Genomic DNA, 13,537 nt, shown 5'->3' with positions numbered 1-13,537 from the left:
CACTCAAACCTTGTGGTGGTCAATTTGCGGTCGCCGGGCGGGTTCGGGACCCACTCCGGCGGCTAGTGGGGATCGTAGCCCTCACTACCGACAGTCGCGCGCACCGGCTGGCAAGATCGCGTCGTGACCGACGAACACACCCGGGCGGGAGTGGCCGCGGCGGTCGCCGTCGGTGCCCGGTACGGACTGCCGACCGGCGCCCCCGAAGTCCTCCATTTCAAGTCGAACGTGCTGGTGAGACTGGGTCCGGTGGTCGCGCGGGTGCCCGGCACGACGCGCTTCGTGCGGGCCTCGCCCGAAGAGTGGCTCAGGCGCGACGTCGAGCTGTCGAAGTACCTCACGGAACGTGGTGTGCTCGTCGTCTCACCCACGACGGATCCCCCGGCAGGACCGCATTTCGCCGGCGGCCTCCCGGTCACTCTCTGGCACTACACGCCGCACGAGCCGGGGCACACGTTGCCGCCGCACGAGGTCGCGCTTTCGCTCGCCCGGGTGCACGCCGCGCTCGCGGACTACCCCGGTGAACTGCCCGAACTCGGGCCCGTCCGTGAACTCCGGACGTTGCTCGACCGGCACGGTGCGCTCATGGGCGGGGCCGCACCCCGGTTGTACGACGAACTCGAACGGGTGGCGGCCGCGCTGCCGGACGCCGAGCCGCGTCCGCTGCACGGTGACGCCCATCGGGGGAACGTCGTCGCGACGGCGGCCGGGCCGTGCTGGCTCGACTTCGAGGACACCTGGCGCGGGCCGCTCGGCTGGGACCTCGGCGTGCTCTTCGCGGAGGCCGGGCACGAGACTTTGGCCGCGTACCCGGCCGATGTGACACCCGCGTCACTGGAGCCGTTCATCGCGTTGCGGCGGTTGTTCGAAGTCCCTTGGCGCTTCGTGATCGCGCAGCGGTTCCCGGAGCGGCTCCCTGAGGCCGAAGCCGCCCTGGAGCGCTACTTCCTCCGTTAGACGGCGTCCAGCAGGAGTTTCGCCGCCACGTCGACGCCGTCCGTCCGCACCTCACCGCCGACCTGGCGCGCCCGCGAGGCGACGTCAGGACGCAGTACCTCGCCCAGAGCGAGCGTCAGCGCTTCGGCGGAGGGCTCCCCGGCGATCGACGTTCCCACCCCGAGTTCTCTGACGCGCTGCGCGAAGTACGGCTGATCGAACAGCTGCGGGACGAGAACTTGCGGCACCCCGGCCCGCGTCGCCGCCGTCGTCGTGCCGGCGCCGCCGTGGTGCACGACCGCGGCGACCCGCGGGAAGAGCGCCTGCTGATTGACGTCCCCGATGGCGAGGCAGTCGGGTTCGTCGTCGATCGGCGCCAGCTCGGTCCAGCCGCGGAACACGATCGCCCGCCGCCCGTGCGCCCGCGCCGACTCGATCATCGCCTTCGCGATTTCCTCCGGGGCGCGGATGCTCCCGAATCCGAAGTAGACCGGGGGCTCCCCGTCGTCGAGGAAGGCCTCCAGCTCCGGGGACAACGTGCTGTGGTCCGGCAGGAGCCAGGCGCCGGTCTGGTGGACGTCCAAGGCGGACGGTCCCCGCCACGGCGCCAGCACCGGATCGGCGGCGAGCCACGGGCTCTCGGTGAAGATATGCCCGCGGACGTCGTCGACCCGCGGGAGACCGAGCTTTTCCCGCTGCGCGTTCAGCACGCCGCCCCATTGCCCGTTCCATCGTTCCGCGTCGTCCGCCCACAGCGCCGGGATGGTGGCATCGGGATTCTTCGGCGCCCACCCCGGGAAAACGGGCGGACGATGGTGCAGTGAAGGCAGCGTCATCGGGCAATAGGCGGTGAAGAAATACGGAATCCCTTTTCGCTCGGCCACCGAATGGGCGGCGATGTTCAAGGCCATTCCCGCGACGACGGCGTCGCAGTCGTCGGCCACTTCCGGCATCGTCTCGAACTGGCCGGCGACCATGTCCTCGGCCATCTTCCGGCGCCCCTCGGGCGTGGCCATCGCCTTGGTCATGGCGGAATCCGGCTTCGCGGTCGGCCGGAGTTCCGGCCCCAGCGAAACGAAAGGGATTCCGAATCCTTCGGCCCAGCCACGGAAATCAGGCGGCGCGCAAAGCCGGACCTCCTGGCCGAGTTCCCGCAATCGCACCGCCAAGGCCACCAGCGGCTGCACCTCACCCCTCGTCCCGATAGTGGACAGGAGTACACGCATGGGAATCCCCCTTCGGCAAAACGTGAAGGCACGAATTGTGGACCGGGAATGGGGGCTTGCCGCAAGCCCCGGGGTCCGCTATACCTTGGAAGGGGCGAGGGAAACGTTTTACGCGGGGTACCAGCCCAAGATCGCTTCGACGACTCCGGCCGGATCCTCCAGCGGCGTCAGATGCCCGGCCTCCGGCAGCACGACCAGCGTGGCGTCCGGCAGCGTTTCCACCAGGGTGTTCGCCTCGGCCAGTGGAGTCAGGCCGTCCTCTTCGCCGACCACGACCAACGCCGGCACGTCCGCCGAACGCAGCGTTTCGAGCGAATCGGGCCGCGCCGCCATCGCGCGTGCCGCCCACGCCACGCCGGACGGCGGTTGCGTTGTGATCAGTTCACGAAGCCGTTCGGCCACTTCAGGACGGGCCTTTTCGGCGAGTAATCCGGGCGTGACGGCTTCGGGCATCCAGGCGGTGCCTTCCGCTTCCACCCTGGCCGCGACCTCGTGCCGGGCCTGCGCGGCCTCGGGGGTGTCGGCCGTCGCCTTCGTGTCGATGAACACCAGGCCGCCCACCCGCTCCGGTGCCAGGCGCAGCACCGCCATCGTCAGGTAGCCGCCCATCGAGCAGCCACCGAGGACGACCTTGTCGAGGCCGAGCCGGTCGAGCAGCGCCACGACGTCGCGGGCGGCGTCGTCCAGATCCGGCTCCCGGTCGGTTTCCGGCAGCGGGCTGCGGCCGAGGCCGCGCTGGTCGGGCGTGATCAGCCGCAGGCGTTCCGAGAGCGGCGCGCGGACCGCGTCCCACATGCGGGCGTCGACGGGGAAGGCGTGCAGCAGTACCAGCGGGAGATCCTTCATGGCGATGATTCTGTCGCACCCTGGGGCTATCGTCAGATCCGTGCTGACAGAGATCAAGACGGAGAGGCTGCTGCTGCGGAGGCTGCGCGAGGCGGACCGCGAAAACATCGTCGCGCTGCAGGCCGATCCGGAGACGAACAAGTTCAACGGCGTGCCGCATACCGTCGAGGGCGCGCGGGAGCTGTACGACGCCTGGATGAAGCAATGGGACGAGCACGGATTCGGCTATCTCGCGGTGTCCGCTTTGGACGATCCCGAGGTGATCGTCGGGTTCGGCGGCGTCCGGTATCACGAATGGAACGGCGAGCGCGTGCTGAACCTCGCGTACCGCTTCTGGCCGTTCGCCTGGGGCAAGGGCTACGCGACGGAGATGGCGGCCGCCGTCGTCGAATGGGCCGAACGGGAGATCCCCGACGTCCCGGTGATCGCCAACATCATGGTGGCCAACGAACCGTCGATCCGGGTCGCCGAGCGGCTCGGTTTCAAGATCCACACGGAGGAGGAGTTCGAAGGAGCGCCCTCGCTGCACATGCGGCGCTGAGTCACCAGCGTCCGGGACGGCGCCGGGATCGCGCGCTCCAGCACGCCTTGTGCCAATGGCGGCGATCGGCGACCCCACCGGTGTCGTCGGCGGGCCAGGCGACCACATGCGGGGTCCCCTGCCGGATCTCGTGATCGCAACCGGGGCAGCGGTAGTCCTTGGTGGCCTGCGCGCCGGGCACGGTGCGCACCAGCCAGTCGCCGTCGGCGGCGGATTCGGAGCGCGCCCAGCCGGTCGACGCGCCGAGGTCGGGGCGTCCACCGCGTTCGGGCCGGTTACGTCGTGGCACACCCGAAACGGTATACGGCCGGAGGCCGTGTGATCCCGCTCGCTCGGTGTTCGGTCCGCCTGCCGACCACGAGAGTTACGCCTCCGATCACGCGAGTTACGCCTCCAGACACGCGAGTTCCGCCTGCGATCACGCGTGATCCGTTGGCCGGCACGTGTGATCCGCTGGCCATCATGCGTGATCCGGCGGCCAACACACGACCGGAGGGGCGGCACGCGGTGGAACCGGGCCGCGGACACGTGTCGTCCGCCGGATCACGCGTGTCGTCCGTCCAATCACGCGTGTCGTCCATCCGATCACACGTGATCGCAGGCGGAACTCCCGTGATCAGGGGCGTAACTCCCGTGGTTAGAGGCGTAACTCGCGTGGTTAGAGGCGTAACTCGCGTGGTTAGAGGCGTAACTCGCGTGATCGGAGGCGTAACTCGCGTGGTTGAAGGCGTAACTCGCGGGCTAGCCGCCGAAGTAGGCGCCCGGCGTCACACCGACCGCGCGGCGGAAGGCGGCGACGAACGCGCTCGGCGAGGAGTAACCGATCCGGCGGGAGACCGCGGTCAGCGGCATGCCTTCGGCCAGCAGTGGCAAGGAAGCGCGCAGCCGCGCCTGCACCCGCCACGCGCCGAATGTCGTGCGGCACTCCATCAAGAACAGGCGGGCGAGGGTGCGCTCGCTCGCGCCCGCTTCGTACGCGAAGTCGGCGAGACCACGGCGGTCCGCCGGGTCGGCGATCACCGCTCGCGCGACGGTCAGCGCACGTCCGTCCGACGGCATCGGCACGGTGATCGGCACGACGGCCACCGGTTCGAGCAGGTCGAAGGCGACGGCCTCGGCCCGGCGGCGCGCGTCGTCGCCGAGGTCGGCGGCGCCGAGGTGCTCCAGCAGTTCCCGCAGCAGCGGGCGGACGGCGACGAGCGTCGGTCCGGGCCAGTCCACCGGGCATCGGTCCCGGGCGGCGTAGATCCCCCGCAGCACGGTTTGCGCGGTGGCGCCGGTCCGGTGGACGACACCGGCCGGGATCCAGAGCGCCCGCGTCGGCGGCAGCACCCAATACCGGTCTCCGACGTTCACGCTCAGGATCCCCCGGGCCGCCCAGGCGAGCTGGTGGCCGTCGTGCTCGTGCCACGGGAGCCAGGTGCCCGCGGCCAGATCCATCTCGCCGAGCACCATCGCCGTCGACATCGGCGGCAGGAGTCCGATTTGCGACATCACTTGGCAGCCTATCGCCTACCGGTCACGGCTAGCTTCGGATTCATGCCGATGAACCTGGTGCACCGCAAACTCTGCAGTTCCGCGCTGTGGGCGAAGGCCGTCGCCCACGAGATGCCGGGCAACGTCTCCGGCTTCGACCTCGGCGACTCCGTACTGGAGATCGGCCCTGGCTTCGGCGCGACCACGCGCGCGCTCGTCGGGCTCGTCCCGCGGCTCACGGCGATCGAGATCGACGAAGCGTCGGCGGACCTCCTGAAACGGGAGTTCGACGGCCGGGCGCGGATCGTCCAGGGGGACGGAGCGGCCCTGCCCTTCGAGGACGGCGAGTTCTCGGCGGTCGTCTGTTTCACGATGCTGCACCACGTGCCGACGACGGCGTTGCAGGACTCGATCTTCGCCGAGGCGTTCCGCGTGCTCCGCCCCGGCGGCGTCCTGCGCGCGATCGACAGCCTGGAGAGTCTGCCGTTCCGGCTGCTCCACATCGGCGACACGATGAACGCCCTCGACCCGGTTTCGCTCTGGCCCCGGCTCACCGACGCCGGCTTCACCGACGTCAAGGTCGACCACGTGCCCAAGCGCTCCGTGAAGTTCTCGGCCAGGAAGCCCGCCTGACGCCCACTAGCCGCGCGCGATGACCAGCGGGACGAGTTGTTCGGCCGGGGTCAGCGAGCCGTGCTGGCCGACCAACGAGGACTCGACGGCTTCCGCCAGTTCCCGCACGAGGCCGAACTGTCCCTTCGCGGCCACGACCACGTCGCCGATGCGCGGGCGGACCCGGTCGGAGACCGGCCCGAACCAGCCCGCCTCGATGGCTTCGTCGCGCGGGAGGGTCCATGCCCGGTCGCCGATGACCTCGCGCCAGGCGGCCAGGACGTCGGCCTCCGCGCCTTCTTCGCTGTAGACGTGCCGCGCCCGGACCTCGCCCCCGATCGCCCGGACGCCGCCGAGCAGCGCGGGAGTGTCGTCGATGTCGAGCGCGCCCTCGACGGTCACCATGCCGTGGTCGGCCACGACCGCGAGGAGCGAGCCGGGGGCCAAACCGTCCACAATGGACTCCACCAGCCGGTCGACCTGACGCAGTTGCATCCGCCACGGCGCCGAACCGGGTCCGTAGATGTGGCCCAGCATGTCGAGTTCGCTGTGGTAGCCCCAGCAGAACGCGGGCCGTGTGCCGAGACAGTGCAGGACGCAGGCGGCGAGATCGCCGAGCGCGTGGACACCCACGTAGCGCGCACCGGACTGCGTCGCGCGGGTGAGCGCGGTGTCGGCGAACTTCGCCGAAGACACCACACTCGTCGTGATCCCGGCGGCCGTCGCGCGTTCGAACGTCGTCGGCAGCGGCTGCACTTCGCGCGGCGGCAGCGCGCCGCGGAGATCGCCGCCGTCCACATGGCTGCTCCAGCGCAACGCGTTCAGTACGCCGGTGCCCGGCACCTCGAAGCTGTAGCCGACGAGGCCGTGCTCGCCGGACGCCAGACCGGTGCCGATCGCGCCGAGACCGGCCGCCGTCGTCGCCGGGAAACCGACCCGCAGCGGCGACTTCGCCAGTTGGGTGAGCACAGGCGCGTCGGCGGCGTACTCGGCCAGCAGTTCCCAGCCGAGACCGTCGATGAGCAGGACGCAGGCACTGGACGCCTCCGCCAGGCTCAGCGAGTTGGCGAACCCGTCGGCGCCGAGGGCGGACAGCACGGACGGGACGACTTGGCCGAGATGCGGCACGTGCGCCGCGACAGGCAGTTCCACCAGGCCAGCTTGCCATCCCGGCGCGCGAAAGGAGATGGGACAATGCCGGACATGCCGACTTACGCCTACCGCTGCCGCGAATGTGCCGGAACCTTCGAACTGCTGCGGCCGATGAGCGAGTCCGGTGCGCCGGCGCCGTGCCCGGAGGGCCACCAGGACACCGTCAAACTGCTGACGACCGTCGCGCTGACCGGGTCGTCCTCCGGCCCCGTCCCCGTTCCCGCTGGTGGAGGCGGATGCTGCGGAGGCGGCTGCTGCAGTTGACCCACCCGTTCGGGTGGCGCAACGTGTGATCGCCCGAATGGCGGGTACCCCCTTCCCACCAGTCTGGAAGCTCCAGTGGTGGGAAGGGAGAAAGTCCAGTGACCACATCAGCACTGGCGGCCGTCGACTTCGGTCAAGGCGTGTCGAGCGCCTGGAGTTCGGTCGCCACCTTCGTCCCGAAACTGCTCGCGTTCCTGGTCATCCTGTTCATCGGCTGGCTGATCGCCAAGGCGCTCTCGAAGGCCGTGAGCATGGTGCTCGAGAAGGTCGGGTTCAACCGCCTCCTCGAACGCGGGGGCTTCAAACAGATGCTCGCGCGCAGCCAGTTCGACGCGTCGAACATCATCAGCAAGATCGTCTACTACGCGATCCTGCTGATCGCCCTGCAGTTCGCGTTCGGCGTGTTCGGCCCGAACCCGGTGAGCGCGCTGCTCAACGACATCGTCGCCTGGCTGCCGCGTGCCATCGTCGCGATCGTCATCGTGGTGATCGCCGGCGCGGTCGCCAAGGCGGTCAAGGACCTGGTCGCCAACGCCCTCGGTGGTGTCTCCTACGGCAAGGTGCTCGCCACCATCGCCTCGGTGTTCATCTGGGGCCTCGGCGCGATCGCCGCGCTGAACCAGATCGGCGTCGCCACCGCGGTCACGCTGCCGGTGCTGATCACGGTGCTCGCCACGGTCGGCGGCATCGCCGTCGTCGGTGTCGGCGGTGGTCTCATCAAGCCGATGCAGCAGCGCTGGGAGACCTGGCTCGGCCGGGCCGAGGCGGAGATCCCCGCCGCGAAGGCGCAGGCCGAGGCCTACCAGCGCGGACGTGAGGACGCCGGACGCTCGGGCGGGGTACCCGCCGAGCAGACGACGGTCCACCAGCCGGTGTCCGCCGGGCACCACGCCGCGAACCCGAACACGCCGACGCAGCACCAGCAGTTCCCGCCCAGCCAGGGCCAGGTGCCTCCGCACCAGGATCCCGGCCAGCGGCCCCCCGGTGGAAACATGCCCCCTCCGCCGGAGTACCGCTGACCTTCCACGGGAGCGGGTGGGGCGTCCGGCCGCCCTACCCGTTCCCGGTCGGCTGGGTCCGCCGGTCGTCCATCGAGGCGGCCAGCGAACACACGCCGACGAGCCGCGCGGTCATCCAGTCGCTGGTGGTCCAGGCGGACAGATCGGCCGGGATGCGGAACGTCCATCCCTTGGTCTTCGCCTCGTCGAGCAGCCCGCGCGTGTAGCCGGCGAGAAGAACGACCCCGGCGACCGCCGCCGAACCTTCGACCCCCGCCGCGAGGATGTCCCGCACCGCGGCGGAGTGCTGATCGAAGACGGCCGACAGCCCGGGCACGGCCGCCGCGGCGGCCAGCCCGGCGACACCGATCTGCTGGTGCAGCCGGGAAAGCGTGCTACGAGCCGAAGATTCCACCCAGGACGAGACCAGATCTTTCACCCGACCAGGTTAGCCAGGCGGGACGATTTGTCGACATCCCGGTGATGACGATCGCAGAATTCAGCAAGCCTTGAGGGCCTGATCCAGGTCGTGCCACAGGTCCTCGACGTCCTCCAGCCCCACCGACATGCGGATGAGCCGGTCGGTGACCCCCGCACCGCGCCGGTCGTCCTCGGCGACGATCCGGTGGCTGATGGAGGCGGGATGCTGGATGAGCGAGTCCACGCTGCCGAGGCTGACGGCAGGAGTGATCAGCCGGACCGCGCCGATGAGCGCGTGCGGATCGCCCTCGACCTCGAACGCGATCAGCGGACCACCGACGGCCGGGTAGTGCACAGCGCTCACGTTCGCATGACCGCGAAGCCGCTCGACGAGTTCGGCCGCCGTCGCGGACGCGGCGTTGACGCGCAGCGGAAGAGTCGAAAGGCCGCGAAGCAGCATGTACCCGGCGAGCGGGTGCAGCACGCCGCCGGTGGCGAAGCGGATCTGCCGCAGCATCCCCGCGTCTTCGGCACCGCAAGCGACGATGCCACCCATGACGTCGCCATGACCGCCGAGGAACTTGGTCGCGCTGTGCAGGACGAACCGGGCGCCGTGCCGCCCCGGACGCTGGAGCACGGGGGTCGCGAAGGTGTTGTCGACCAGCACCGGGACGTCGCCCGCGGCGCGCACGATCTCGGCGATGTCGACCTCCCGCAGGGTCGGGTTCGCGGGCGTTTCGAGCAGCACGAGCCCGGTGTCGGACCGCAGCGCCGACGCGACGCCTTCCGGATCGGCCCAGGTCACCTCGGTGCCGAGCAGACCGGACGTGAGCATGTGATCGGTGCAGCCGTAGACCGGCCGGACGGCGACGACATGCCGTTTGCCCTGCGCGACGGCGGCGAGCAGCGAAGCCGACACCGCGGCCATGCCGGTGGCGAACGCGACGGCGTCGTCGAATCCTTCGAGTTCGGCCAGTGCCTTCTCGAACCGTTCGACGGTCGGGTTGCTCAGCCGCCCGTAGACCGGGAGCCCGGACAGCGAGCCCGAGGCGGCGAATTCGTCGATGCGGCCCGCCTCCTCGACGCTGTCCCGCGACGGATAGGTCGTGGACAGGTCGAGCGGAGCGGCGTGGACGCCGAGGTCCGTGAGATCGTCACGGCCGGCGTGGACGGCTCGGGTGCGCAGCGTTGCGGTCATACCCCAGATGGTGCGATTTTCTCCGGATCGATCGCAATATCCTCGGATATCATTCGCCGATGTCGGATTACGTCGAACTGAGCACGGTTGATCTTCGTATTCTGCGGCTTTTGCAGAACGACGCCCGGATCTCGAACAAGGATCTCGCGGCCGAGGTCGGCGTCGCGCCCTCGACCTGTCTCGACCGCGTCAACCGGCTGCGCGAGCTCGGGGTGATCACCGGCCAGCGTGCCGAGGTGGACGCCGCCAAACTCGGCCGCCCGCTCGAAGCGCTCCTGTTCGTCCAGGTCCGCCCGCACCGGCGGGCGCTGGTCGACTCGTTCGTCGAGCATCTGCTCGCCCTGCCCGAGGTCCGTGCCGTCTACCACCTGACCGGCCCCGACGACTTCCTCGCGCATGTCGCCACCGCGTCGGCGACCGAGCTTCAACGCCTGGTCCTCGACGAACTGACCGCCCGTGACGAGGTCGCCCGGGTGCACACGAACCTCGTCTTCCAGCACTGGAGCGGGGGACCTTTGCTACCGCCCGCCTAGTCGATCCGGATCTTGAAGGGATGCGTGACGTCGGCAGGGCACGTGAAGACGTTCAGCACCCCCTGGCGGCGAAAGGACCAGCCCGCCGCCTCCCCTTCGGCGACTTCGCAGCCGCAGCCGACCTCATGCTCCTCCGAGGCCAACGCGATCGTCTGACGCAGTTCGGCGCCGCACTCCCGGCAGCCCAGCTCGTGCCGCTCGGTCGCGTCCCAGGCGGTCCAGCCGCCGATCTTCGAGTACTGGTCCAGCTCCGGCCACCCCTCCGGATCGTCGCCCGAGCCCTCGGGGATGCCGAGCGCGGCGCGGGTCTCCGCCGGGAAGTCGCAGAGCCGGGGCAGCTCGTCGATCGAGCAGGGTTCGAAAACGCAGGGATCCGGCAGGTAGGCGGCCTCGGCGCCAGCAGGAGCGGGCGGCGGGGCCGTGATGTCCGTGCTGTCCGTGATGTCCCGCACCTCGCCCGAATCACGCCACACCAGCCGGACCGCGGGCCCCTGGTGATGCGGGCTGTCGTGCTCCATCGGGCAGAACAGGATCTGCAGGACGTCGGTGCCCTCGGGGAAGGGCAGCTCCGGGAAGTCGTCGCGGAAGAACTGTGCCGCGGCGACCATCGCCGGAACGGGCTGGTCGAGCGGATGCCCGCCCGTCCACGCGTCGTCGGACGCGTCCGGGTCGGGCGGCCAGGTCACCGGGCACTCCGGCCACGGCTCGTCCGACGGCCAGAGCAGCGGACCGCCGAAGTGGCTTTCGTCCGGACCGGGCACTCCCGGCGCGGGATGCAGCCGGATGGCCGTCCGGACCAGATCGTTCAGGCCGGGGATGGGCATTCCGTCGTAGGTGAGCTGACGCACTCCCGGGAGCTTAGAGGTCCGGCAGCGGATCTTCAGGTTTCGCACCGTCCCGCATGATCTCCGCGTCGGCGGCGTGGACGACCGAGATGTATTCGTCGTCGATCTCGTAGTCGATGCCGTTGAACTTGAACCACGGGACGGTCGACGTGTCGACCGGGCCGAGCCGCTGGTTCCGCAGTGTCGTCGAGACCACCCGTTTCGGGGTCTTCCGGCTCAGGTACCCGGTGGTGAGGATCGTGATCGTCTTACGGGTCACCGCGAAGAACACGCTGGGATTGGTACTGCCCAGGATGTCGGCCGGGAACACGTAGTGGATTTCGTCGTCCGGATCGAGGAGTTCCTTGATCCGCTTCCTGACCCCTGAGGAAACCGGCATGCCGCCCAAGTTACCGGGCCGAGTAGTCCTTGAACCCCTTTCCGGTCTTCCGGCCGAGCCGTCCGGCGGTCACGAGGTGTTCCAGCAGCGGCGCGGGCGCGAAGCCTTCTTCGCGGAACTCGTTGAACAGGGTCCGCTGGATCGCCAGTGAGACGTCCAGCCCGACGACGTCGAGCAGCTCGAACGGGCCCATCGGCAGCCCGCAGCCCACCTTCATCGCGGTGTCGATGTCGTCGGCCTCCGCGTAGTGCGCTTCGAGCATCTTCACCGCGTCGTTCAGGTACGGGAACAACAGCGCGTTGACGATGAAGCCGGCCCGGTCGCCGCAGTGCACGGGATGCTTGCCCACGGCCGCGCAGACGGCGTCGACGGTCGCGATCACGTCGGGCGCGGTGGCGATGGTCGAGACGACCTCGACGAGTTTCATCACCGGCGCCGGGTTGAAGAAGTGCACGCCGACCACGTCCGAAGGCCGCGAGGTGGCGGCCGCGCATTCGATCACCGGCAGGGACGACGTCGTCGTCGCCAGGACCGCGCCCGGCTTCACGACGTCGTCGAGCGCGGCGAAGACCGCCTGCTTGACGGCCAGGTCTTCGGCCACCGCCTCGACGACGAGGTCGACGTCGGCCAGTTCCTCGAACTCCACCGCGGGCGAGATCCGGCCGAGCACCGCGGCGGCGTCCTCCTCGGACAGCTTGCCCTTGACGACGGCCTTGTCCAGCGACTTCTTCACCCGTGCGACCGACGCCGCGGCCTTCTCCGCGCTCCGCGCCCGCAGGATGACCTCGTAACCGCGTTTCGCGAACACCTCGACGATGCCCGTCGCCATGGTTCCGGTCCCGACGACGCCGACCTTGCGCACCTCACGAGGCGCCACGGTGTCCGATTTGGACACTGTGGACTTCGTGACCGCGTCGGTCACCGTCGGCGAATCGGGCTCGTCGTAGGTGTAGAAACCCCGGCCCGTCTTCCGGCCGAGCAGGCCGGCGGTGATCATCTGCTTCAGCAGCGGCGCCGGCGCGTGCAGCCGGTTACGCGATTGGTGGTACATCGTGTCGAGGATCTCGTACGCGGTGTCCAGCCCGATGAGGTCGAGCAAAGCCAAGGGCCCCATGGGATATCCGCAGCCGAACCGCATCGCCGCGTCGAGATCCTCGCGCGTGGCGTAACGCTGCTCGTACATCCGCACGGCGTGGTTGAGGTACCCGAAGAGCAGGGCGTTGGCGATGAACCCGGCGCGGTCGCCGATCACCACCGGGGTCTTGCCGAGGCGTTCGGCGAACGCGACGACGTCGGTGACCACGTCGGGTTCGGTGACGACGGTGCGGACGATCTCGACCAGTTTGAGGATCGGCGCCGGGTTGAAGAAGTGCATCCCGACGACCTTGCCTGGCCGCGCGGTGTGCACGCCGATCTCGGTGATCGACAGCGAGGAGGTGTTCGAGACGAAGATCGTGTCCGGGCCGGTGATCTTGTCCAGCTGGGCGAAAACGTCGGATTTCGCTTCCAGGTTCTCCGGGATCGCCTCGATCACCAGGTCCACATCGGACAGTTCGGCCAGCGACGTGGTGTACCGGATCCGGTCCAGCAGCGCGCTCCGGCCGTCGGCGTCGAGTTTGCCGCCGGCCACCGCCCGTTCGGTCGAATGCTCCAGATGACCCCGGCCGCGGTGGACGCCGTCGTCGTCGATCTCCACCGCGACGACGGACACGCCGCTCCGCGCGAGCACCTCGGCGATCCCGGCACCCATGGTGCCGAGACCGATGACTCCCACACTCGAGATTTCCCGCGCCACAACCGGCCTCCGGAGGTTACTCGCTGGTAGTTTCTCCGATCGTGCCATGCCGGGCCGTGGAAAGCAGCGGCTGTCACCCTCCGAATCGAGTAAGTGTCACTCGCGGACGAAGCCGGAAGGACGCTTTTCCTCCGGCGCCGATGGCCGGATCAAGGGACCTTTGCTACCACCCGCCAGCGAAACCCTCAAGTCCATGAAGGCCTCCTTGAGGGACTCTGGGTCCCTCAAGGAGGCCTTCACAGACTTGAGAATATGGATAGTCGTCACAAATCGGTCAATTGGGCGCAAGGCGTGTCCTCTGTGGACGATCAGCGAG

At 69.3% G+C, this 13,537-nt stretch carries 16 protein-coding genes; 6 read left to right on the top strand and 10 right to left on the bottom strand.

All coding sequences use genetic code 11. From position 1 onward, the window contains the following. Nucleotides 1-123: 123 nt before the first annotated feature. Nucleotides 124-957, top strand: coding sequence for an aminoglycoside phosphotransferase family protein (locus CVV72_RS36985; RefSeq protein ID WP_219148913.1), 834 nt, complete (start codon nucleotides 124-126; stop codon nucleotides 955-957). Here the strand turns inward: CVV72_RS36985 and CVV72_RS36980 are convergent. Together CVV72_RS36980 and CVV72_RS36975 are read right to left on the bottom strand one after the other, a co-directional pair. Then, on the bottom strand, nucleotides 954-2,162 hold the full coding sequence (locus CVV72_RS36980) for a glycosyltransferase (protein WP_219148911.1): 1,209 nt from the start codon (nucleotides 2,160-2,162) through the stop codon (nucleotides 954-956). The two genes, CVV72_RS36985 and CVV72_RS36980, sit on opposite strands and share 4 nt — an antisense overlap. 108 nt (nucleotides 2,163-2,270) lie before the next feature. Beyond that, complete coding sequence (locus tag CVV72_RS36975; RefSeq protein WP_219148909.1) at nucleotides 2,271-3,008, bottom strand: alpha/beta fold hydrolase; 738 nt, start codon at nucleotides 3,006-3,008, stop codon at nucleotides 2,271-2,273. A gap of 40 nt (nucleotides 3,009-3,048) precedes the next feature. On the opposite strand from CVV72_RS36975, the gene CVV72_RS36970 reads away from it, so the two are divergent. Further along, entirely contained in the window at nucleotides 3,049-3,549 is a 501-nt protein-coding gene (locus tag CVV72_RS36970) for a GNAT family N-acetyltransferase (protein WP_370641852.1), read from the top strand. Between the two features lies 1 nt (nucleotide 3,550). Here CVV72_RS36970 and CVV72_RS36965 read toward each other — a convergent pair whose 3' ends face one another. Both CVV72_RS36965 and CVV72_RS36960 read right to left on the bottom strand, forming a co-directional pair. Beyond that, nucleotides 3,551-3,838, bottom strand: a complete 288-nt coding sequence (locus CVV72_RS36965; RefSeq protein ID WP_125785093.1) for a hypothetical protein — start codon at nucleotides 3,836-3,838, stop codon at nucleotides 3,551-3,553. Nucleotides 3,839-4,290: 452 nt separating this feature from the next. Beyond that, a complete protein-coding gene (locus tag CVV72_RS36960; protein ID WP_219148905.1) occupies nucleotides 4,291-5,043 on the bottom strand; it encodes a helix-turn-helix domain-containing protein in 753 nt (250 codons plus the stop codon). Nucleotides 5,044-5,094: 51 nt separating this feature from the next. On the opposite strand from CVV72_RS36960, the gene CVV72_RS36955 reads away from it, so the two are divergent. Beyond that, nucleotides 5,095-5,658 carry a class I SAM-dependent methyltransferase gene (locus CVV72_RS36955; protein WP_219154370.1) on the top strand — a complete coding sequence of 188 codons (564 nt, stop codon included), beginning with the start codon at nucleotides 5,095-5,097 and terminating at the stop codon, nucleotides 5,656-5,658. 6 nt (nucleotides 5,659-5,664) lie between these two features. Here CVV72_RS36955 and CVV72_RS36950 read toward each other — a convergent pair whose 3' ends face one another. Next, nucleotides 5,665-6,789 carry an alkaline phosphatase family protein gene (locus tag CVV72_RS36950; RefSeq protein ID WP_219148903.1) on the bottom strand — a complete coding sequence of 375 codons (1,125 nt, stop codon included), beginning with the start codon at nucleotides 6,787-6,789 and terminating at the stop codon, nucleotides 5,665-5,667. 51 nt (nucleotides 6,790-6,840) lie between these two features. Here CVV72_RS36950 and CVV72_RS36945 point away from each other — a divergent pair, with 51 nt between their 5' ends. After that, entirely contained in the window at nucleotides 6,841-7,053 is a 213-nt protein-coding gene (locus CVV72_RS36945; protein ID WP_219148902.1) for an FmdB family zinc ribbon protein, read from the top strand. A gap of 98 nt (nucleotides 7,054-7,151) precedes the next feature. Then, on the top strand, nucleotides 7,152-8,072 hold the full coding sequence (locus CVV72_RS36940; protein WP_219148900.1) for a hypothetical protein: 921 nt from the start codon (nucleotides 7,152-7,154) through the stop codon (nucleotides 8,070-8,072). Nucleotides 8,073-8,106: 34 nt separating this feature from the next. Here the strand turns inward: CVV72_RS36940 and CVV72_RS36935 are convergent, their stop codons facing one another. Beyond that, the gene (locus CVV72_RS36935; RefSeq protein ID WP_126732685.1) at nucleotides 8,107-8,490 is read right to left on the bottom strand and encodes a DUF6401 family natural product biosynthesis protein; all 384 of its coding nucleotides are present in this window, start codon (nucleotides 8,488-8,490) and stop codon (nucleotides 8,107-8,109) included. Nucleotides 8,491-8,550: 60 nt separating this feature from the next. Further along, the gene (locus CVV72_RS36930; RefSeq protein ID WP_219148898.1) at nucleotides 8,551-9,669 is read right to left on the bottom strand and encodes a PLP-dependent aspartate aminotransferase family protein; all 1,119 of its coding nucleotides are present in this window, start codon (nucleotides 9,667-9,669) and stop codon (nucleotides 8,551-8,553) included. A gap of 59 nt (nucleotides 9,670-9,728) precedes the next feature. Here CVV72_RS36930 and CVV72_RS36925 point away from each other — a divergent pair, with 59 nt between their 5' ends. Beyond that, a complete protein-coding gene (locus tag CVV72_RS36925) occupies nucleotides 9,729-10,202 on the top strand; it encodes an Lrp/AsnC family transcriptional regulator (RefSeq protein WP_219148896.1) in 474 nt (157 codons plus the stop codon). Here the strand turns inward: CVV72_RS36925 and CVV72_RS36920 are convergent. From CVV72_RS36920 to CVV72_RS36910, 3 genes are read right to left on the bottom strand one after another with little or no spacing between them, the layout of a single operon-like run. Then, the gene (locus CVV72_RS36920) at nucleotides 10,199-11,050 is read right to left on the bottom strand and encodes a hypothetical protein (protein WP_255632381.1); all 852 of its coding nucleotides are present in this window, start codon (nucleotides 11,048-11,050) and stop codon (nucleotides 10,199-10,201) included. The two genes, CVV72_RS36925 and CVV72_RS36920, sit on opposite strands and share 4 nt — an antisense overlap. Nucleotides 11,051-11,060: 10 nt before the next feature. After that, the gene (locus CVV72_RS36915) at nucleotides 11,061-11,426 is read right to left on the bottom strand and encodes a hypothetical protein (protein WP_219148895.1); all 366 of its coding nucleotides are present in this window, start codon (nucleotides 11,424-11,426) and stop codon (nucleotides 11,061-11,063) included. Between the two features lie 10 nt (nucleotides 11,427-11,436). Continuing rightward, nucleotides 11,437-13,221, bottom strand: a complete 1,785-nt coding sequence (locus CVV72_RS36910) for a 3-hydroxyacyl-CoA dehydrogenase family protein (RefSeq protein WP_219148893.1) — start codon at nucleotides 13,219-13,221, stop codon at nucleotides 11,437-11,439. Nucleotides 13,222-13,537: the final 316 nt, after the last annotated feature.

The sequence above is a fragment of the Amycolatopsis sp. TNS106 genome, from assembly GCF_019330265.1.
Taxonomy (GTDB): Bacteria; Actinomycetota; Actinomycetes; order Mycobacteriales; family Pseudonocardiaceae; genus Amycolatopsis; species Amycolatopsis lurida.
Note: the sequence above shows the minus strand (reverse complement) of the source record. Positions and strands in the feature narration are given on the sequence as shown.

What these genes read in the sequence shown, in the direction of transcription:
- CVV72_RS36980 (WP_219148911.1), bottom strand. Translation starts at nt 2,162, where the DNA reads ATGCGTGTACTCCTGTCCACTATCGGGACGAGGGGTGAGGTGCAGCCG.
- CVV72_RS36975 (WP_219148909.1), bottom strand. Translation starts at nt 3,008, where the DNA reads ATGAAGGATCTCCCGCTGGTACTGCTGCACGCCTTCCCCGTCGACGCC.
- CVV72_RS36960 (WP_219148905.1), bottom strand. Translation starts at nt 5,043, where the DNA reads ATGTCGCAAATCGGACTCCTGCCGCCGATGTCGACGGCGATGGTGCTC.
- CVV72_RS36955 (WP_219154370.1), top strand. Translation starts at nt 5,095, where the DNA reads ATGAACCTGGTGCACCGCAAACTCTGCAGTTCCGCGCTGTGGGCGAAG.
- CVV72_RS36945 (WP_219148902.1), top strand. Translation starts at nt 6,841, where the DNA reads ATGCCGACTTACGCCTACCGCTGCCGCGAATGTGCCGGAACCTTCGAA.
- CVV72_RS36930 (WP_219148898.1), bottom strand. Translation starts at nt 9,669, where the DNA reads ATGACCGCAACGCTGCGCACCCGAGCCGTCCACGCCGGCCGTGACGAT.
- CVV72_RS36925 (WP_219148896.1), top strand. Translation starts at nt 9,729, where the DNA reads ATGTCGGATTACGTCGAACTGAGCACGGTTGATCTTCGTATTCTGCGG.
- CVV72_RS36915 (WP_219148895.1), bottom strand. Translation starts at nt 11,426, where the DNA reads ATGCCGGTTTCCTCAGGGGTCAGGAAGCGGATCAAGGAACTCCTCGAT.